The 20,990-nt window shown below is 26.5% G+C and carries 14 protein-coding genes, 1 pseudogene and 1 riboswitch; of the genes and pseudogenes, 8 read left to right on the top strand and 7 right to left on the bottom strand.

All coding sequences use genetic code 11. The features are described from left to right. Positions 1–73: 73 nt before the first annotated feature. The 3 genes from ACBT_RS04545 to ACBT_RS04555 are packed head-to-tail and all read left to right on the top strand — an operon-like array spanning position 74 to position 3,899. A complete protein-coding gene (locus ACBT_RS04545) occupies positions 74–667 on the top strand; it encodes a paraquat-inducible protein A (protein WP_024775396.1) in 594 nt (197 codons plus the stop codon). Then, entirely contained in the window at positions 668–1,264 is a 597-nt protein-coding gene (locus ACBT_RS04550; RefSeq protein WP_024775395.1) for a paraquat-inducible protein A, read from the top strand. After that, entirely contained in the window at positions 1,242–3,899 is a 2,658-nt protein-coding gene (locus tag ACBT_RS04555; protein ID WP_024775394.1) for an MlaD family protein, read from the top strand. The genes ACBT_RS04550 and ACBT_RS04555 overlap by 23 nt, the downstream gene beginning before the upstream one ends. 353 nt (positions 3,900–4,252) lie before the next feature. Here the strand turns inward: ACBT_RS04555 and ciaB are convergent, their stop codons facing one another. Continuing rightward, positions 4,253–6,136, bottom strand: coding sequence for an invasion protein CiaB (gene ciaB / locus ACBT_RS04560; protein WP_024775393.1), 1,884 nt, complete (start codon positions 6,134–6,136; stop codon positions 4,253–4,255). 173 nt (positions 6,137–6,309) lie between these two features. Beyond that, entirely contained in the window at positions 6,310–7,008 is a 699-nt protein-coding gene (gene aqpZ, locus ACBT_RS04565) for an aquaporin Z (RefSeq protein WP_024775392.1), read from the bottom strand. A 202-nt stretch (positions 7,009–7,210) separates the two neighbouring features. On the opposite strand from aqpZ, the gene htpG reads away from it, so the two are divergent. The 5 genes from htpG (at position 7,211) to ACBT_RS04590 (ending at position 14,696) form a co-directional block, all read left to right on the top strand. Continuing rightward, complete coding sequence (htpG, locus tag ACBT_RS04570) at positions 7,211–9,121, top strand: molecular chaperone HtpG (RefSeq protein WP_024775391.1); 1,911 nt, start codon at positions 7,211–7,213, stop codon at positions 9,119–9,121. Positions 9,122–9,228: 107 nt separating this feature from the next. Next, positions 9,229–10,218: an HlyD family secretion protein gene (locus ACBT_RS04575; RefSeq protein ID WP_034218629.1), complete on the top strand. Its 990-nt coding sequence runs from the start codon at positions 9,229–9,231 to the stop codon at positions 10,216–10,218. After that, positions 10,211–12,928, top strand: a complete 2,718-nt coding sequence (gene rbbA / locus ACBT_RS04580) for a ribosome-associated ATPase/putative transporter RbbA (protein ID WP_024775389.1) — start codon at positions 10,211–10,213, stop codon at positions 12,926–12,928. The genes ACBT_RS04575 and rbbA overlap by 8 nt, the downstream gene beginning before the upstream one ends. Continuing rightward, entirely contained in the window at positions 12,928–14,052 is a 1,125-nt protein-coding gene (locus tag ACBT_RS04585) for an ABC transporter permease (RefSeq protein ID WP_024775388.1), read from the top strand. The genes rbbA and ACBT_RS04585 overlap by 1 nt, the downstream gene beginning before the upstream one ends. A gap of 62 nt (positions 14,053–14,114) precedes the next feature. Next, entirely contained in the window at positions 14,115–14,696 is a 582-nt protein-coding gene (locus ACBT_RS04590; RefSeq protein WP_024775387.1) for a hypothetical protein, read from the top strand. A 24-nt stretch (positions 14,697–14,720) separates the two neighbouring features. Here the strand turns inward: ACBT_RS04590 and thiC are convergent, their stop codons facing one another. The 5 genes and pseudogenes from thiC to ACBT_RS04615 all read right to left on the bottom strand — a co-directional run bounded on the left by thiC (position 14,721) and on the right by ACBT_RS04615 (position 20,841). Then, positions 14,721–16,082: a phosphomethylpyrimidine synthase ThiC gene (gene thiC, locus ACBT_RS04595; protein WP_034218628.1), complete on the bottom strand. Its 1,362-nt coding sequence runs from the start codon at positions 16,080–16,082 to the stop codon at positions 14,721–14,723. An 11-nt stretch (positions 16,083–16,093) separates the two neighbouring features. Next, positions 16,094–16,642, bottom strand: a complete 549-nt coding sequence (locus tag ACBT_RS04600) for a spermine/spermidine synthase domain-containing protein (protein ID WP_024775385.1) — start codon at positions 16,640–16,642, stop codon at positions 16,094–16,096. A 126-nt stretch (positions 16,643–16,768) separates the two neighbouring features. Continuing rightward, positions 16,769–16,867: riboswitch (TPP riboswitch) on the bottom strand. A 74-nt stretch (positions 16,868–16,941) separates the two neighbouring features. Next, the gene (locus tag ACBT_RS04605) at positions 16,942–17,325 is read right to left on the bottom strand and encodes a PAS domain-containing protein (protein WP_024775384.1); all 384 of its coding nucleotides are present in this window, start codon (positions 17,323–17,325) and stop codon (positions 16,942–16,944) included. A gap of 9 nt (positions 17,326–17,334) precedes the next feature. Further along, positions 17,335–18,084: pseudogene (locus tag ACBT_RS11905) on the bottom strand (methyl-accepting chemotaxis protein); the annotation flags it as partial. 669 nt (positions 18,085–18,753) lie between these two features. Beyond that, complete coding sequence (locus ACBT_RS04615; protein WP_024775382.1) at positions 18,754–20,841, bottom strand: EAL domain-containing protein; 2,088 nt, start codon at positions 20,839–20,841, stop codon at positions 18,754–18,756. Positions 20,842–20,990: the final 149 nt, after the last annotated feature.

Genomic DNA, 20,990 nt, shown 5'->3' on the forward strand with positions numbered 1-20,990 from the left:
TACAATAGTTTAGGTTTTATTAGCTTTACTTAATCTATGTTAGAATACGCAAGATTTTTAAAATAGAGAAAATATGATAGATTTAACAAAAATTGTAGAGTGCTATAGTTGTGGACTTTTCGTAAAAAAGGGTGATAACTTAAATGTTTCTCAAATATGCCCTAGATGTGGAAATAAATTAGAAACAAAGCAAAATTTTTCTATAGATTCACTTTTTTATGCTATTTCAAGCTTGATGCTGTTTTTTGTTTTATCTTTATATCCCTTGATAAGTTTAACTTTAAATGAACAACAATTAGATGCAAATATTTTAAAAACTGTTTATATTTTATTTGAACAAGATTTTTATGTTGTATCTTTTTTAGTACTTTTTACAATAATTTTAGCTCCACTTTTTAATTCAATTATAATTATCTTAATTTTCGTGCAACTAAAATTTAAGGTAGAAATTTTTAAGAAATCTCTTCTTTATGATTCATATCATTTTTTTAAAGAGTGGGGATTTATGGAAGTTTTTATTATAAGTTTGATAGTAACTTACATAAAACTAGTAGGAATGGTAAGTAATACAAAATTTGATTTTGGATTTTTTGTAATTTTGGCATATGTATTTTGCTTTATTATGTCAAATATAAAATTTGATGCAAGTGCTATTTTGGATGACTAAATGGTTTTGATTTCTTGTAAAAATTGTAAAAAGGTTTATGAAAAGGATGATTACACTCCTTTTAAATGTGATAGATGCAATCATAAAGTGCGAAGAAGAGTAGAAAATTCTTTGCAAATATCTTTAGCTCTTACAATCTGTGCAATGCTTTTATATATTCCAGCAATGATATATCCTATGATGGTTGTTACTCAACTTGGAGTAAATCAAGAAAGTACTATAATTGAAGGAATTATCAGCTTTTTGGAGTATAAAAGTTACTTCATTGCAGGAGTTATTTTTGTTGCAAGTGTTGCTATACCAATAGTAAAATTATTTGCTCTATTTTTTATTTTTTTAAGTTTAAGAGTAAATGTAAAAATAGAAAATAAGACGAAAATATTATTGTACAAATGTATCGAAGCTATTGGAAAATGGTCAATGATAGATATTTATGTAGTAGCTTTAATGGCTTCTATTGTTCAACTTGATGAGTTATTTAATATAAAAGGTGGAGTTGCTGCAACATCTTTTGCTTTAATGGTAATAATTACAATTTTTGCAGCAAATAGATTTGATACGAGGATAATTTGGGATGAGCAAAGAGATGACGAATAATAATTTGAATGAAACAGTAGTTTATGAAGCAAAGCAGGAGATTAAGAAAAAATTCTCATTGGTGTGGTTACTACCTCTAGTTATACTTGGAATTTTGGGCTATATAGCTTATGACTCTTACTCAAAAAAAGGTACAAATATAGTCGTATATTTTAAAAGTGCAGAGGGTTTAAAAGAAAATATAACTCCACTTGAATATAAAGGTCTAACTTTAGGAAAAGTTACAAAAATTTCTATGCATGAAGATTTAAAAAATGTTGCAGTTAATATTTTAGTAAATAGTGATGTTGCCGAATATGTAGCAAATGAAAATTCAAAATTCTGGATAAAAAAACCAACCGTATCTTTAACAAAAATTTCAGGACTTAGTACATTAATAAGTGGATATAAAATTGAATTATCAACTAGTTTTAAAAAACAAGATGATCTAAAAAATATAAAGCATCAATGGTACTTTGATGGTCTTGATTCACAACCTGATGAAGAGTTTGAAGAAAATGGTTATTATGTAACTCTTTTAGCAAATGATAAAGATAATATAGATGTGGGAACTCCAATTTTTTATAACAAATATCAAATCGGAGAAGTTGTCTCAAAAGAGTTTAAAGGTGAAGAGGTATATGCAAGTATTTATATTTATGATAAATATAACTATTTAGTAAATAAAAGCTCAAAATTTATTATGAATGAAGCTTTAAAAGTAAGTTATGGAGCAAGTGGATTAAATATAGAAGTTGGTTCTTTATATTCTGCTATTATTGGCGGAATTACTGTAGTTACAACGCTCAAAGAAGATGAAAAAATATCTAAAGAAGATGTTCAACTTTTATATTCATCAAAAGATGATTTAAAGAAAAAAATATATTTTTCTTTAGATTTTAATGATGCTAAGATTGAAGAAAAAACGCCTATTTTATTTAAAGGTATAGAAATAGGTAAGGTTACAGATATTAAGCTAAATGAAGATGTTTTATCTACAAAAGCCTATGTTTATGAAGAGTATAAATATTTACTTACAAAAAATTCAAGATTTTTTGTAGAGGAACCATCTATTTCATTTGGCGGAATAAAAAATCTAGGAAATATTATAAAAGGGAATTATATTTCACTTGATTACAAAGATGGTGAATTTAGTAATAAATTTTTTGGAGTTACAAAAAAAGATTTGAAAAAAAGTTTAAATACTATAAAGATTGATTTAGTAACAGGTAATTTAAACTCAATAAATGAAAGATCAAAAATTTATTATAAAAATATTGAAATTGGAAGAGTTGATAGTTATGATTTAAGTAATGACTATAAAAGTGTAAAAATCTCTATTTTAATAGATGAAAAATATAAAGATTTAATAAATGATAATAGTAAATTTTATGATATGAGCTCGAAACTAGTAGAGATAAAAAGTTTTGATTTAAGTGTTAATTATAGTGGATTAGAATCTGTTTTAAATGGAGCTATAGGACTTGTTTCAAATAAAGGTGAAGGAAAACTAAGTAAAAAAGAGTTTACTTTATATCAATCATACAAAGATATAGAAAAGATAAACAGAGATAAAAATAGCGGTTTTGTAGTATACACTGAGTTTGATAATAGTTTTGTTGTAAAAGAAAATATGGCTGTTATCTATAAAAATCAAGAAATTGGTTTTGTAAAAAATATAAAATTTGATGATGCTGTATCAAAAGTCGAACTATTTATTTATGAAGATTTTAGACAATATATAAAAAATACAAGTAGATTTTTCAAAAAGCCAAAATTTGATTTTAAAGCAAGCCTTAGTGGAGTGTTATTTGAAGTTGATAATTTTACATCATTATTGGAAGGTTCAATAGAACTTGATAATAGTTCTAAAATACCTTTGGGAAATCATGAAATATACTCTAGTTTTGATGATATGCAAATGGCAACAAATATGGTAACTATTGTTTTTGATAACGTAGAAGGACTTCAAGAAGATTTTTCAAAGATAGTTTATAAGGGTGCAAACATAGGAAAAGTTAAAAAAATATCTTTAAACAAAAACCAAAAAGTTGAAGTAAAAGTAATAATTGATAAAGATTTTAAAGAGTTTGCAAAAGATGGAACTATATTTTATTTGAAAAAACCTAGAATTTCTCTTCAAGAGGTTGCAAATGTAGGTTCAACAGTAATGGCTGTAAATATTGGTGTTATTAAAAGTCAAAATGGTGAATATCAAACAAAATTTATAGGAAGTGATAAGGAACCATCTGTAAATTCACATTTAGGCACAATTATAAAAGTTGAAGATAAAACAGCATCCAGTGTAAATGTAGATTCTCCAATTTATTATAAAAATGTGCAAATAGGAAAAATTTTAAAAGTAGATTTAAGTAATGATGCTTCAAAAGTTGTAATTGATTGCTTAATCTATGATAAATATACAAAATTTGTAAGAACAAATTCGGAGTTTTATGATATTAGTGGATTTGAAATGGAGTTTTCAATTTTTTCTGGTTCAAAAATTGAATCAAACACAATTACAAGTATTATAAAAGGGGGATTGGTTGTTGTAACACCTTATGAATATAAAGAGATTGCTTCAAGTAACGATAGATTCATTTTAAATAAAACTCTAAGAGCAGATTGGAAAACAATTAGTCCTAGTATAAAATAATTTAATCATTATTTAAGATTAATATATACAATCTATTTATCAAAGGAAAAGATTTTTTTCCTTTAAAACAATGAGTATTGTATGAATAAAATAATGATAACAATCTAATTTTAAATCAAAAATTTATTTAGCAATTTCAAAGTTATTTAGTCTTTTTAAAAGTATATATAAGATATAAAATTATTTTTTATATCTATCTTCGTCATTATATTTATTTTCATCTATAATCTCTCAACTAGCCATCCAATTTGAAGGACGGCTTGATGATAGTTTAAATTTATGATAGAATTTTAGAACTTATCTGATGCTGACACAGAGTTATGAACACTACCATAAAATAAGAGAAATTTCTCTTATTTTATGTAATTTTCTTTTTTATCAAGAGTATCTAATTCTTGTCCAATTTCTTGATATCTTTTGAAATAATATTTTACAAATGAGTTTATAGTTTCATCATTTGGCATAAAGTATTTTTCTTTTTTTGTAGCATATCGATTTAAAAATTCTGTAGCATCTAGTTTTTCTAAATAGTGTTTTGCTAAAGCAGTATAATTTTCTATATACCAAGTTTTTAATATTTCATATTTTTTGTCACTTATATCTATATCCAATTTTTTATTTTCATTATCCCAATTTAAAGCACCACTTTTAAATAGTCCGCTTAGATGAATTAACCCTTCACAATAGTATGGTTGAACTTCATCAACTTCCATCCAAGAAATTAATCCAACACTTCTTTTTACAAGGTCAATTAAAACTTGTTCTTTTAAATGTAATTCATCTTTATCTTCATCTAGTAAAAAAGAGATTAAGCCACCTGTTGTGGCTTTGAATTCTTCTATATTTTTATAGTTTCCAGTTTTATTCATAACTGATTCACTCTCTTCATCACACCATAAAATATGTCCATATTCATGCCCGATTGTGCTGATATCATAAACTTGGTGCCAAGATGTAGTTTCGTTGAATAGAAACATTCTATCTTTTGTTAAGAATTCTTGTCCAAAAATCTCTCTAGATAATTTTAAAAATGGTTTTGCACGGCTACTTTGTAAAATTTCATCACTAAAAGCAAAAATCTTTTTACCTTCTTCTTTTGATACAACTTCATCATTTGGAACAACTTGTGCTGAAAAAAGGCCATTTAACTCAGCTCCAAAAAATAACGCAGGTCTTCCTACATAAAGTTGAACTTTATCTAAAGATTTGAAGCTAAAATCATAGATTTTCTTATAATTTTCAGTTGGTTTAAAACTATTATAAATTTTTGTAAATGCAGATTTTATTTTATTTACTCTGTGATCATTTTGTGTAAATTTTGGATTTGTAAGTCTAATATCCCACTCTAAAGCAACAGCTTTTCTATAATGGTCCTCATAGTACTCAAGTGGATGTCCTATTTGAATTGGAGTTTTTAGTTTCATCCAAGCTCTATCAACATTTGCCCATTTTGCAACTAATTCATCAGTTCTATTTTCACTAAATGCAGCAATTAGTGATTGAATATAGGCTATATAATCCCATTTCTGGTTATATATTTCATCTTCAAGATCTATTAGTTTATCTACAAACTCTTCTAGAGCATCTACAACTTCAGTAGTTTCTTTTTTAAATGCTTTTATATAAGCTTCTGATTTATAATTTTCACCATCTTTAACTAATGCTGAATAACATCTATCAGCAGTAATTCCACCATGCCCTAAATCAAAAAGTTTTTCACTTTCAAGATATTCCATAATTTTTGCTTCATTACCATCAAATTTAGAAACTAGTTCTTTATTTATTCCATTTATTATATGTGCTGTCCAAGATGTTTGCCATGCACTCATTTGAAGTCCTACATTATAAACTCCAATGAAAATTTCTCTATAAAAATCCGTAAGAAGTTTGTTTTGAACAATAAAATCTATAAATTTTGTATGAATATCATGCCAATACTCTTTTACAAATTGATATGCTTTTTCTTGGTATGAGATAATTTCTTTTTCACTAATTTCTTGTTTTTTTAAAACTTGAATCAAACTATCATCTCTTAAATTTACAAGTCTAGTTACAAGAGCAAATCTTAAATCACTTGACATCACTAAATCTAATTTTTTTGCAAAATCATCTATTATAGATAGTTTTGTAAACTCTTCATTTTCTAAAAATTTTAATAACTCATTTGTTTTTGCTTTTTGGTTGTCCAAAAAGTCATATATTTTTTGTAAATCTTTTATAAATTCTTGTTTTGTCATATTTATTAATTTCCTTTAATTCTTATTTATATACTATAATTTCAATATTTGTATTAGTTTTATTGATAAGTTAGATTTGTATTCTAGCATAAAGATTATTTTTGTATAGTTTAACTTTGGTGAAGATATTAAAAGTTTAATAGGTTTAAACATCCCATTTTTGGGATGTTATGTTAGTATTTTTCTGTTTCTAAGAATTTATAGACTATTCCTGCAAGAATTGCACCAATAATAGGAGCTATCCAGAATAACCATAATTGCTCTATTGCCCAAGATCTTTGAAATATTGCAACAGCAGTACTTCTAGCAGGATTCACAGATGTATTTGATACAGGAATTGTGATTAAGTGTATCAAAGTTAATGCAAGTCCAATAGCAATAGGTGCAAATTTTGCATAAGCTTTTTTATCTGTAGAACCTAAAATAATAATTAAAAACATAAAAGTCATTACAACTTCAGTAATTAAAACAGAAATCAAGCTATATCCGTTTGGTGAATGTTCACCATATCCATTTGAAGCAAATCCAGCTGTTACATCAAATCCTGCTTTTCCTGTAGCAATAAGATATAAAACAAAAGCTCCAGCAATTCCTCCTAAAACTTGTGAAATAATGTAAGGTATAAGCTCTTTTACAGAAAGTTTCCCACCTACACATAGACCAAATGATACTGCAGGATTTAAGTGACAACCTGAAATATGGCCTATTGCATAAGCCATTGTTAAAACAGTAAGACCAAATGCTAAAGATACACCTACAAATCCAATACCAAGTTCTGGAAATGAAGCTGCTAAAACAGCACTTCCACAACCACCAAGTACGAGCCAAAAAGTACCTAGAAATTCAACGAATAATTTTTTTGTTAATGACATAATTTTTCTCCTAAAAAAATATTTTAAAATATTACTATAAAATAACTAAAAAAATTATACAATATAATTCTTAGCACTCCATATATAAAAGTGCTAAAATTTTTTAAAACTTTAGCTTACTTTTATAAAGTTCACATTAAAATTCTTTTTTGAAAATTTAAAAATTTATAAAAAATATTAAAACAAGAGAGGATAATAAACAATGGCAAAACATCAATTTCAAACAGAAGTAGGTCAATTATTGCACCTTATGACTCACTCTTTATATTCAAATAAAGAGATTTTTATAAGAGAACTTGTATCAAATTCAAGTGATGCAATCGATAAATTAAATTATTTAAGACTTACAGATGAAAATTTAAAGGATAAATTTGCTTCATGGAAAGGGGAGATTAATATCACTTTTGATGAAAAAGATAAATCTTTAACAATTATTGATAATGGTATTGGTATGAATGAAGAAGATATGATTAATTCTATTGGTACTATTGCAAAATCAGGTACAAAGTCTTTTGTTGAAGCACTGACAGGTGATGCAAAAAAAGATTCAAATCTTATTGGACAATTTGGAGTAGGGTTTTATTCTGTATTTATGGTTGCTGATAAAGTGGATGTAATCTCTAAAAAAGCTGGAGAAGAGACTGCTTATAAATGGTCATCAAATGGAACTGGAGAGTTTGATTTGGCTCCTTGCATAAAAGAGACAAATGGAACAGTTATTTATATCAAACTTAAAGATGATGAAGTATCAGAATTTGCAAGTAAATATAGAATTAAAAATATTATTGAAAAATATTCAAATCATATTGCTTATCCAATTTTCTTAAATTATGACCAAGAAGTAACAGAAGAGTTAAGTGAAGAGGATAAAAAAGCTGGAAAAGAAGCAACTAAAAAAACTGAAAGAAAACATGAGCAAATAAATGAAGCAACAGCACTTTGGACTCAACCAAAAGCTAAACTGAAAGATGAAGATTATAATAACTTCTACAAATCAATTTCACAAGATAGCTCAGATCCTATGCTTACAATTCATACAAAAACAGAGGGTGTAAATGAGTATACAACACTATTTTATGTTCCTCAAATAGCTCCAATGGATATGTATAGAGCTGATTATCAAAGTGGAATTAAACTATATGTAAAAAGAGTATTTATAACTGATGATAATAGAGAATTATTACCAACTTACTTAAGATTTGTAAGAGGGATTATTGATAGTGAAGACTTACCATTAAATGTAAGTAGAGAAATTTTACAAGAAAATAGAATCTTAGCAAATATCAAACAAAGTAGTGTTAAAAAGATTTTAAGTGAAATTAAAAAATTATCAAAAGACGAAGAAAAATATTCTAAATTTATTGAGCAATATAATAGAGCTTTAAAAGAGGGTGTTTATCAAGATTTCACAAATAAAGATTCAATTCTTGAACTTCTAAGATACAAATCAACAAAAACTGAAAATGGTAAAATGACTTCACTTGAAGATTATAAATCTAGAGCAAATTCTGAGCAAAAAGCTATTTACTATATTGTTGGTGAAAATGAAAAAGTTTTAAGAAATTCTCCACTTTTAGAAAGCTATAAGAAAAATGATATTGAAGTTTTAATTTTAGATGATAAAGAGATTGATGAAATTATAACTCCAACAATTGGAGCATTTAAAGAGTGGATATTTACTGATATTACTACAGCTGAAGCTCCAAAAGTAGAGCAAAGTGAAGAAGAAAAACAAAAAATTGAAGAAGAGTTTAAAGATATAGTTTCAAAAATTAAAGAGAAATTAGGAGATGAAGTAAAAGAGGTAAAAGTTACTTCAAGATTATCTGAATCAGCTTCATGTATTACAAAAGATGCACAAGATGCTCAAATGGCAGCTATGGCACACATGTTTAGAGCTATGGGACAAAATGTACCAGAAGTTAAACCAATTTTAGAGATTAATCCAGAACATGAAATCGTAAAAAAATTACAAGCTTCATCAAATGATGAATTGATTGAAGATGTATCTTGGATTCTATTAGACCTTGCAAAAATTAGTGAAGGTTTAGATGTAAGTGATGCTGTTGCATTTACAAAAAGACTTACAAAAATAACTGCAAAAGCATTATAAAACTGTAATTTTAGGCTATTTGATTTTTTTTAATTCAAATAGCCTCTTCTTAATACTTAATTAATTTTTAGATACAATCAAAACACATTCTAGCATTAGGAAATGTTTTGAAAAAATTATTTTTATTTATAATAATAGGTTTATTTTTTGGGGCTCTATATTATTTTTACTATATAAAAAGAGAATCAAATATTCCTGAAAGTTTTGCTTTTGGAAATGGTAGAACACAAACTACTCAAGTTGATATATCCTCTAAATTATCTGGAAGATTGGAAAGTATTGCGGTTCAAGAGGGAGATTTAGTAGAAAAAAATCAACTCCTTGCTCAAATAGAGGTAAAAGAGTTAAACACAAAACTTCAAGAAGCAATAGCTCATAAAAATCAAGCAATAGAAAATAAAAAGTATACTTTAGAGATTGTAAATCAAAGACAAAGTGAACTTTCTTTAGTGAAAAAGGATTTTGATAGAGCAAATAATCTTTTTAAATCAAAAAGTATTTCATTAGCTGAATTTCAAAAAAGAGAAACTGAATTAAAAAACGCTCAAATTGCTTTAAATGCAGCAAAAACTCAAGTTAATAGTTCAGAAGCTACTATAAGTGCCTTAGATGCTCAAATAGAGACTATAAAAGTAAATATTGAAGATTCAAAATTGTATTCACCAATAAAAGGAAGAGTTTTATACAAAATTGCACAAAATGGTGAAATAGTACCAAGTGGTGGGAAAGTTTTAGTAATTCTTGATTTAATGGACACATATATGAATGTTTTTCTTCCAACTTCTCAAGCAGGACTTGTAGATATAGGTTCAGAAGCTAGAATAGTTTTTGATGCTATACCAAATGTTGGAATTCCAGCTACAGTTACTTTTGTTTCACCTTTGGCTCAATTTACTCCAAAAGAGATTGAGACAAAAGAAGAGAGAGAAAAATTAATGTTTAGAGTCAAAGTTAAAATTAATTCAGATTTGATAGAAAAATATTATGAACAAGTTAAAACAGGTTTACCAGGTGTTGCATACATAAAGTTAGATAAAAATGCAGTTTGGCCAGAGTATTTAAATAATTTACCAAAAGATATAAAACCTAATGAGTGAAATTGTTGCAAGAATAACTAATCTTTCTCATAAATATGGGAAAGTATTAGCTTTAGACAACATAAATTTAGAAATACCAAAAGGTAAAATGGTAGGACTTATTGGACCTGATGGGGTTGGGAAATCTACTCTTTTAGCAATCCTTTCAGGAACAAAAATTATTCAAGAAGGAAAAGTCGAAGTTCTAAATTCTGATATAAGTATTCAAAAATCTAGAGATATTATTTGTCCAAAAATTGCGTATATGCCACAAGGTTTAGGAAAAAATTTATATATGACATTGTCTGTTTATGAAAATATAGAGTTTTTTGCTAAGCTTTTTGGACTAGATAAAGAGCAAAGAAAAAAAAGAATTTTACAACTTTTAGAAAGCACTGATTTAATAAAATTTAAAGATAGACCAGCTGGAAAACTCTCTGGAGGAATGAAGCAAAAATTAGGTCTTTGTTGTGCTTTGATACATGATCCTGAAATTCTAATTTTGGATGAACCAACTACGGGAGTAGATCCTCTTTCAAGAAGAGAGTTTTGGAAACTTATAAATCTAATAAAAGATAAAAATCAAGATATGAGTGTTTTAATAGCAACTGCATATATGCAAGAAGCTGCTACTTTTGATACTATCATTGCTATGGATGATGGAAAAATTTTGATGCAAGGAACTTTAAAAGAGATTTTAGAAAATACAAATAGCGTTGATATAGATGATGCATTTATAAAACTCTTACCAGATGAAAAAATTATTGGTTATGAAAAATTAGTAGTTCCAAAGAAAGATGAACAAAGTAGTTTATACTCTATTGAAGTAGAAAATTTGAGTATGAAATTTGGAGATTTTATAGCTGTTGATGATGTTAATTTAAAAATAAAAGAGGGTGAAATATTTGGATTTTTAGGATCAAATGGTTGTGGGAAAACTACAACTATGAAGATGCTTACTGGGTTATTAACTCCAAGTAGTGGAACTGTAAAGCTTTTTGGAAAAGAACTAAAAAACAACTCTTTAAATATGAGAGAGTTTGTTGGTTATATGACTCAATCTTTCTCTTTATACAGTGAGTTGAGTGTTTATGAAAATTTAAATCTTCATGCAAAGCTTTTTAATATAAAAGATGAAGGAACAAGAATAAATTATCTTTTAGAAAAATTTTCTCTAAAAGAGTATAAAGATTATTCAGCAAAAGATTTACCTTTAGGAATAAAACAGAGGTTGTCTTTAGCCGTTGCTGTTATAAATAGTCCTAAAATGCTCATTTTAGATGAACCAACATCAGGAGTTGATCCAGTTTCTAGAGATAATTTTTGGAAGCTTTTGGTTGACTTATCAAGAAATGAGAATGTTACTATTTTTATCTCTACTCATTTTATGAATGAAGGTGAAAGGTGTGACAGAATATCTTTGATGCATAAAGGTAAAGTTTTAGTAAGTAATAGTCCAGATGAATTAGTAAAACTAAAAAATAAAGAAAACCTAGAAGATGCATTTATCTCATATTTAGAAGAAGCTTTAGATGAAGTTGAAAAAAAAGATGTTTTTATAGAAGAGAGTGATTATTCTAAAGATACAAATAAAAGTCAAAATAGTTTTTTTAGTTTTCAAAGAGCATTAGCTTATAGTTATAAAGAATCATTGGAGTTATTAAGAGATAAAGTAAGATTAACATTTGCTCTTTTAGGAACTATTATTTTACTTTTTGTTATGGGATACGGGATAAGTTTTGATGTTGATAATCTTAAATTTGCAGTTTTAGATCAAGATAAATCACCTGCTAGTGTAAACTATATACAAAATGTAGCTGGTTCCAGATATTTTATTGAAAAAGAAGAATTAAACTCTTTTGAGGAATTAGATGAGAGGATGAAGAGTGCTAAAATAAGTTTAGCTTTTATAATTCCTCCTGATTTTGGTAAAAATATAGAAAAAGGTTATCAAGAAGAGATTGCTGTTTGGATTGATGGAACTTTTCCTTTTAGGGCAGAGACAATACATGGTTATGTTCAAGGTTTACATTATAACTATATTAAAAATTATTACCAAGAGAGTTTAGGAATTGATATGAAATCAGATGTAAATATCTTACTAAGATATAGGTATAACCAAGATTTTAAAAGTATCTACTCTATGGTTCCTGCTGTTATATCTTTACTTTTGATTTTTATACCTTCAATTTTAATGGCATTAAGTGTTGTAAGAGAAAAAGAGTTAGGTTCTATTGTGAATTTTTATGCAACGCCTGTTAAAAAATTGGAGTTTTTATTAGGAAAACAATTACCTTATTTGATTGTTAGTATGATTAGCTATTTTGGTTTAGTTGCTTTTGCTGTTTTTGTATTTGATGTACCATTAAAAGGGAGTTTATTTACTCTTACTTTAGGCGTGTTTTTATATATTATTTGTACAACAGGAATAGGGCTTTTTATTTCATCTTTTGTTAAAACTCAAATTGCTGCACTAATGGGAACAGCTATATTAACACTGCTTCCTACAATACAATTTTCAGGATTAAAAGAGCCAGTGAGCTCTCTTGAAGGTATTGGACAATTTATTGGAAATTCATTTCCCGTTACATATTTTATAAATATTAGTAGGGGAGTTTTTAGTAAAAATATATCTTTTAAAGAGTTACAACTTGAATTCTTTGTATTAAGTATATCAATTTTTGTTATATTATATTTTAGTTATTTAGTTTTAAATAAGCAGGAAAAATAGTGTTAAAAACAGTACTAAATATATATAACTTAATGATTAAAGAGCTAAAAACAGTTTTATATGATAAAGGTATGATTATATTTATTATATATGTTTTTTCCGTGGCAATTTATATAGGTGGAACAAAAACTTCAATTGAAATAAATAATGGTTCAATAGCTTTTGTTGATAATGATAAAAGTCAATTATCTAAAAAAATAATAGATGGTTTTTTTAAACCAAGATTTAACACTCCAGATATTATCTCTTATTACGATATTGATGGAAAAATGGATTCAGGGTATTACACATTTATAGTACTAATTCCTGATGGTTTTGAAAAAGATGTTTTATCTTCTAAAGCACCTGAGATTCAAGTAAACATAGATGCTACAAGGATGACTCAAGCTGGTATTGGTTCAGGCTATGTAAAAAATATTATAAATGAAGAGGTTCAAAATTTTTTAAATAGTAATTATGAAAATAAAATAAATCCAGAACTTGTTATTAGATACAAATACAATCCTAATCTAAAAGGAGAATGGTTTGGAAGTATAAATGAGATTATAAATAATATTGTGATGATATCTATATTACTTTCAGCTGCTTCATTAGTTCGAGAAAGAGAACATGGTACTATTGAACATTTAATGGTAATGCCTTTAAAATCTTTTGAGATAATGTTTTCAAAAATATTAGCTGTTTGTATTATAGTTTTAATTGGAGTATCTTTTAGTTTATGGTTTATTGTTGAAACTCTTCTTTCTATACCTATTAGTGGTTCAATTCCATTATATTTATTTTCTACATTTTTAGTTTTATTTGCTACAACTTCTATGGGAGTTTTTATTGGAACTATTGTAAAAAATATGCCTCAATTAGGGATGGTTTTTATTTTGACGATTCTTCCATTAATGATGCTCTCAGGTACTATGTCACCATTTGAGAGTATGCCATTAGTAATCCAATATTTAATGAAATTAATGCCTACTAGTCACTTTGTAGAATTATCACAAGCTATTTTATTTAGGGATGCAGGTTTTAGTATAGTTTGGGTACAAATGTTAGATATTTTCATAGTTGGTTTGGTGTTTTTTACTTTCACACTATTGATTTTTAAAAGAAGTTTAGGAATGGATAATTAGTGTAAATTGATTAAATAGCTCTTTATGGATATAATAGCTTAAATTTAAAAGAAGGTATCACAGTGTTTGGAGCTTTATTCGAGGGTCTTAAATTTGCATTTAAAAAGGTTACAAAGTTATCCATTCCTTATTTTAGTTTAGAAGAGAATGATTTAAGATTTAAGATTACAAGTGATTATAGTTTTAAATATCCTATTTCAAATATTGAAACAAAAACAAGACATGACGCTTATGTACTTGATGCTTATACTTTGAAAACAAAAGAGATTTATATTGAGTATATTCACACTTATAGTGATGCTACTTGGAATGGACAGGCTTTTGGGCATTTTTTATCTCTATTAAAAGAAAATATTGGTGCAAAAAGATTTGAATTAATTGATAATTATGAGTTTTCTCACTATCAATTTCAAACTTATTTTGTAGATGGTAGTTACTATTTGAATGTTGTATATTTATATGAGATGAACAAAGATATTTTTGTGATAGATAAAAAATATTCACTTTTTCAAGCTCTTTTAAAAAATTTCAAAAAAGATTATAAGTTTAGTTTTGAAGAAAAATTTAACCTAGATTTAGATTTCAATTTTAGTTTAGTAAAGAAAAATTCTATAAATAACTATTTTAGAGTAACTTCAAGCTAAAGATAAAACTTTAGCTTAAAATATTTAAACAGCCATATTTTCTATAGCTTCTCCGTGAGTTTTTACTATTTTTTGAGTTATTTTATATGAACAAAATTTTGGTCCACACATTGAACAAAATTCTGCATCTTTAAATACATCTTGAGGTAATGTTTCATCATGATACTCTCTAGCTCTATCTGGATCTAGAGCAAGTTCAAATTGTTTATTCCAATCAAATTTATATCTAGCATCACTCATAGCATCATCAATATCTCTAGCACCTTTTCTTCCTCTAGCAATATCAGCTGAGTGTGCTGCAATTTTGTATGCAATAATTCCATTTCTAACATCTTCAGCATTTGGTAAACCTAAGTGTTCTTTTGGAGTTACATAACAAAGCATTGATGCACCATGCCATCCACCAACAGCAGCTCCAATAGCAGAAGAGATATGATCATAACCAGCAGCAATATCAGTTGTAAGTGGTCCTAAAATATAAAAAGGTGCTTCATGGCAGTACTCTTTTTCTATTTTCATATTTCTTTCTATTTGATTTAATGGTACATGACCAGGTCCTTCAATCATAACTTGAACATCTTTTTCCCAAGCTCTTAAAGTTAAATCACCTAAAACTTTTAATTCTCTTAATTGTGCTTCATCAGATGCATCAGCTAAACAACCTGGTCTCAAAGAGTCTCCTAAAGAAAGAGAAACATCATATTTTCTACAAATATCTAAGATTTTATCAAATGCTGTGTAGAAAGGATTTTCTTTATGATAGTGCATCATCCAAGCAGCCATTAGTGAACCACCTCTTGAAACGATTCCCATTTTTCTTTTTGCAATGTGAGGCATAAATTCTAGTAAGAATCCGGCATGAATTGTGAAGTATGAAACACCTTGTTGTGCTTGTCTTTCAATTACCTCTAACATTTTTTCAATACTTAAATCTTCAATTTTATCTTTTACATCGTGTAAAATTTGATAAATAGGCACTGTTCCAATAGGTACTGTTGAGTGATTTATTACAGCTTTTCTTATCATATCTAAGTCACCACCTGTACTTAAATCCATAATTGTATCAGCACCATATTTTAAACAAACATTTACTTTTTCTATCTCAGCATTTACATCACTTGCAAGTGCAGAACTACCAATATTTGCATTAATTTTACATGAGCTTGCAATTCCAATAGCCATTGGTTCTTGATTTATATGATTTACGTTTGCAGGAATTATTAGTCTACCTCTTGCAATTTCACTTCTTATAAATTCTACATCAAGGTTCTCTTTTTTTGCAACAAATTCCATATGAGGAGTAATAATTCCTTGTTTTGCGTAGTACATTTGTGTTCGTACAACATCATTTTTATGATCTTCTAACCATTTTTGAATATTTGTCATTTTATTTTCCTTTATCTTTTTGCAATACCAGTAAGTTCTTTGTGAATACTTGCAGGAAACACGAAAGAAGCTGAATGAATTTCAGCACTATAATATTTTAAATCTTCTAAGAAATCTGCTCTTTGTAGATTTAAATCAGCTGTTGGATGATATTTTCTTGAAGCAATTATTGCTGTATCATGTTCAAATTTGAAAGGCATAGCAATCCAAAACTTTTCACCTACAAGTTTTAAATCCTCTTTTAATTCATCTTTGTTATTTGAAAATGATTTTGATAAAAAACATAAAATTGCATCATCTTTAAGCACTCTATAAATATTTGCCAAAATTTTTAAATCAGGTCTAATATCTGTTAAGATTACTATATCTATCTCTTTATTTTCTTTGTTTTCTACTATTGATAAATCACCAAATTCAAAATTTGACTCTTTTGAGTGTTTTAAAGTTTCATTTTTTAACTCATCATTTACAGAACCAATTATTAAAACTTTTTTTGCTTCAATATGTGTACAAAGTGGTATGTGTACCATCATTTCAGCAAATGCATTGCTAATCTTCATTTCAAAATCCTTTATTAAATATATTTTTTTATTGTTAGCCAGATTTTTGAGTAAAAAAAAGGGTACTTCCCGAAGAAAGCACCCTTTTTATTAAATTTAGATTATCTATTTTAAGTTTATTAAATTTAATTATTAAAAATCGCTTCCTACTCTGGTATTAACCAACAGGTTCAAAGGGTCAGGTTTTACCTTCTCAACGCAAAAAGCGTCCCCCTGCAATAAAAAAAGTATTCTATCATAAACAACTTTTAAAAGTTGAATAATTCAATAATATTTTGGTTATATAAAATCTATAGTTCTTATTGTAACGTTTTGTAAAGATTAATTGCTTTTTGTATTTCTTCAGAAGTAGCTTTTCTTCTACAAGATAAATACCCTTTAGTTCCTTCACTTGTAATTGTGGGATAAACTGTTGCATAAACCCAGTAATAATCTCCATTTTTAGTAGCATTTTTTACATATCCAGTCCAAACTTTTCCACTTTTTACAGTATCCCACAAATTTTTAAATGCTGCTTTTGGCATATCAGGATGTCTTACTAAATTGTGAGGTTTCCCAATTAATTCTTCAACACTATATCCTGCAATTTCACAAAAATCATCACTTGCAAATGTAATTATTCCTTTTTCATTTGTTTCACTAACTAAAAAGGCATGGTCTTCTAAAACTATCTCTTTTGACATATTTAATCCTTAGCTTACTTTTTTTGTTTTGGCATCTTCTACTAATAGTTTAGCCATGTTTAGTGTTTTTTGCGATATCAAAGATACATTATTTGTTTCAATTGCATTTTCCTGAGTTGCTTTATCAAGGATATTTATTGCACTATTTATTTGCTCAATTCCTTTTAATTGCTCATTTGAAGCAATACTTACATCATAAATAATATTTATAGTTTGAGAGATTAAATTATTTAAATTTTGATAACCCTCTATCATCTCATCAGATATTTTTTTACCTTCTTCAGTTTTATAAGTTGCATTTTCAACTAAATCTTTTATTTCACGTGCCGCTTCTGCACTTCTACTTGCAAGATTTCTTACTTCTTGTGCAACAACTGCAAATCCTTTTCCAGCTTCTCCTGCTGTTGCTGCTTCAACAGCAGCATTTAAAGATAGAATATTTGTTTGGAAAGCTATTTGATCAATTATGCTTATTGCTTCATTTATAGCTTTAACTTTTGAGTTAATTTCATCCATAGAAGAAGCTGTTTTATTTGCTAAATCTTCACCTAATGTAACTGATTGTTTTACATCTTTACTCAAATTTGCCATTTGTGAAGCATTTTGAGTATTGTTTTTTGTAATACTTGTAATTTGCTCTAAAGCAGATGCAGTTTCTTCAAGACTTGCTGCTTGTTCATTTGCTTTTTGAGCTAGATTATCTATACTTTTACTCATCTGAATTGAAGAGTTTTCAAGTAAATTACCATTTTCTAGATTCTGTTTTGCATTAGAATTTAATTCAGCACCAAGTTTATTTATTCTTTGCATAGTTAGAAGCATTTTCCCTTTTAGTTTAGGATTTATTTGCATCTGTTTTCTATAATCCTGTTCAGAATAAAGTCCAACAATTTCAACTAAATCTTCCATATTCTTATTAGCTTTTTCTAGCATATTATTTACAATATTTTTTAGCGTATAAATCATCGGATTAGATGTAGTAGAGTTTATTTTTGAAGTATAAATACCTTGAGATACCTTGTCAAGAGCAATTACTATTTCACCCATAATATGCATATCATCTTTTCTTATTTTGTCATATTTACTAACATAATTATTTAATTCTCTTAATATAATACCAATATCGTCATTTTTTATATATTTTGCAACTCTAATATGATTTGTTTTAAAAAATACAAAATCCATTAAATCTTCAATATACTCTTTAACTCTATCTATTCCTCCTACAATTCTTTGCATCGAATAAAAACTAATATAACCAACAATAATTGCAAAAAATATATTTAATGCAATTATTCCTGAAATCTTATAATCACTTAATATTGCAAAAATACTAATAGATATAAACCCTATTTGACTAAGAATCATAATTATTAAGATTCTATATTTAGTTGAAATATTTATAAGCACTTCTTCTCCTCTTTAAATTTAAACTAAATATTCTGGTTTGTGTAGATGATAACCTTGTGAATAATCAATATTTAACTCATTCACTTTTTGCATAACTTCTTCGTTGTGTACAAATTCAGCTACGGTTTTAATATTTAAAACTTTTGCAAAGCTATTTATCGTTTTTATTGCTAACTCTACATTCTTGTCATTTGATATATTTTTTACTAATGAACCATCTATTTTTATAAAATCAATATTTAATTTGATTATATATTCAAAATTTGAATATCCAGTTCCAAAGTCATCTATTGCAATCTTACAACCTAAATTTTTTGCTTTTTTTACAAATTCATTTATTAAACCAAAATCATCAATAGCTTCACTTTCGACTATTTCAAAAGTTATTTTTGAAGCTGTATTTGTTTTTTTAATATTTTCAAAAATATAGTTTATTGTATTTTCATCTTTTATATCTTCAACTGTAAGATTTATATTAAATTCGCAATCTTTATCTTTAAAGTAGCTACAAGCTTTTTTTACTAATGCTTTTGTTAAATCTAGATATAAATTTGCTTTTTTTGAAACTTCTAAGAAAGTATATGGAAGTAGTATTTTATTATCACTTGTTTTTAATCTCATTAAAGTTTCATATTTTTCTTCTTTTGTGATATTGTTTAGAATCTTTTGTCCATAAACAAGTATATTATTTTCTAAAATTGCATTTTTTATTATTTCAATTAATTCTTTATTTCTTTTAATTTTTTCATATTCTTCTAGATGTTGTTCTAAAAATAGTATTTTTTTATTTTTATTTTTTGCTAAATTCATTGCAAATTCAACTGCTATAAGAGGATTCTCAAAAAAATTCTTAGAAGCAACAGCCATAAAAATTGATAGTGAAAAATTATATTTTTCTACAACTATTTTTTTTTCAATTTTTTCTAAAATATTGTTTAATAATTCTGGTAAAGACTCTATCAAACTATTTTTTAATACTAAAATTGCAAAGATATCATTTGAAAGTTTGTAAAAATTTAATCCAAAGATATCTAATTTTTGTAAATTTTTTGCAAACTCTTTTAAAACTAAATCTCCTATTTCATAGCCATAAAATTCATTTATATCTTTGAATTTTGCAATGTCTATTAGAACAATTGAAGCATCTTTAGTATCTTTTAAATCACTTATTAATTTTTGTCTATTTGGGAGTTTTGTTAAATCATCCATATATTGTTCTTGAATGATTTTTTCTTTTTCATAAATTTGTGTTATATCATGTCTTACTGCTATAAATTCAATTATTTCATTATATTTATCAACGATAGGAACAATTGTCGTATCTACATAATATGGATTCCCATCTTTCTTTTTATTTACTATTACTCCTCTAAATATATTTTTATTTAAAATAGTTTTCCAAAGATTTTTAAAGAAATCTTTACCCATACTAGGATGCCTTACAATATTGTGATTTTTACCTATAAGTTCTTCTTTGTTGTATCCAGAAATTTCACAAAATTTATTATTTACAAAAGTTATTTTGCCCTGTTTATCTGATTTTGAGACAATAGAACTTTCATCTATTGCATTTTTATATTCATTTAGCAAAAACAGTGTATCTACGAAATCATCTTTATTTATATTTTGTTCTTTGAAAATACTATCTATTTCATTTAAATAAGTTTTCTTCTTCTCTAGTTGAAGATTTTTATTTTCTAACTCTTTTTCTAATTTTCTTAATTCATTTCTATTTAACCATTTTGCTAAAAAATACTCTTTATTATCAAAAGTTATTTTTTTTAGTAGTACTTCAACAAATAAATCTTTGTTTTTTACAGTTTTATATAACCAGTTAAATCTTACTTCGCCTAAGTTTTTACAAATTTCTAAATATTCTTTGAATTTTAAATGAGATAAAGTACCATCAGGTTGATATGCAGGAATGATTTCAAAAGGATTTAATGTTTTAAAATCATCAGTTGATTTTAACTCTAAGAATTTCGCAAGCTCATTATTACAGGCTATAAATTCTTTTGAAGTAAAAATAATCATAGCTTCATTAGAATTCAAAAAACTATATTTATATATTTCTAAATTATCTATTTCTTTATAATTTTCTGTCATCTAAAACCTTCAAAAATTTCATTATTCTAAAATAATATTATCACAACACTATTTATTTAAGTGCTCAAATAATACCAAAATAATTTTTTAAAGTTAATGGAAATGGCTTTAAAATGGGAAAAAATTATGAAATTGTATATTAATAATCA

This window comes from Aliarcobacter cibarius, from assembly GCF_013372265.1.
Taxonomy (GTDB): Bacteria; Campylobacterota; Campylobacteria; order Campylobacterales; family Arcobacteraceae; genus Aliarcobacter; species Aliarcobacter cibarius.

Excerpts from the sequence above, each read along its gene's own strand:
- ACBT_RS04545 (WP_024775396.1), top strand. The coding sequence starts at position 74 with ATGATAGATTTAACAAAAATTGTAGAGTGCTATAGTTGTGGACTTTTC.
- ACBT_RS04550 (WP_024775395.1), top strand. The coding sequence starts at position 668 with ATGGTTTTGATTTCTTGTAAAAATTGTAAAAAGGTTTATGAAAAGGAT.
- ACBT_RS04555 (WP_024775394.1), top strand. The coding sequence starts at position 1,242 with ATGAGCAAAGAGATGACGAATAATAATTTGAATGAAACAGTAGTTTAT.
- ciaB (WP_024775393.1), bottom strand. The coding sequence starts at position 6,136 with ATGACAAAACAAGAATTTATAAAAGATTTACAAAAAATATATGACTTT.
- aqpZ (WP_024775392.1), bottom strand. The coding sequence starts at position 7,008 with ATGTCATTAACAAAAAAATTATTCGTTGAATTTCTAGGTACTTTTTGG.
- htpG (WP_024775391.1), top strand. The coding sequence starts at position 7,211 with ATGGCAAAACATCAATTTCAAACAGAAGTAGGTCAATTATTGCACCTT.
- rbbA (WP_024775389.1), top strand. The coding sequence starts at position 10,211 with ATGAGTGAAATTGTTGCAAGAATAACTAATCTTTCTCATAAATATGGG.
- thiC (WP_034218628.1), bottom strand. The coding sequence starts at position 16,082 with ATGACAAATATTCAAAAATGGTTAGAAGATCATAAAAATGATGTTGTA.
- ACBT_RS04600 (WP_024775385.1), bottom strand. The coding sequence starts at position 16,642 with ATGAAGATTAGCAATGCATTTGCTGAAATGATGGTACACATACCACTT.
- ACBT_RS04605 (WP_024775384.1), bottom strand. The coding sequence starts at position 17,325 with ATGTCAAAAGAGATAGTTTTAGAAGACCATGCCTTTTTAGTTAGTGAA.
- ACBT_RS04615 (WP_024775382.1), bottom strand. The coding sequence starts at position 20,841 with ATGACAGAAAATTATAAAGAAATAGATAATTTAGAAATATATAAATAT.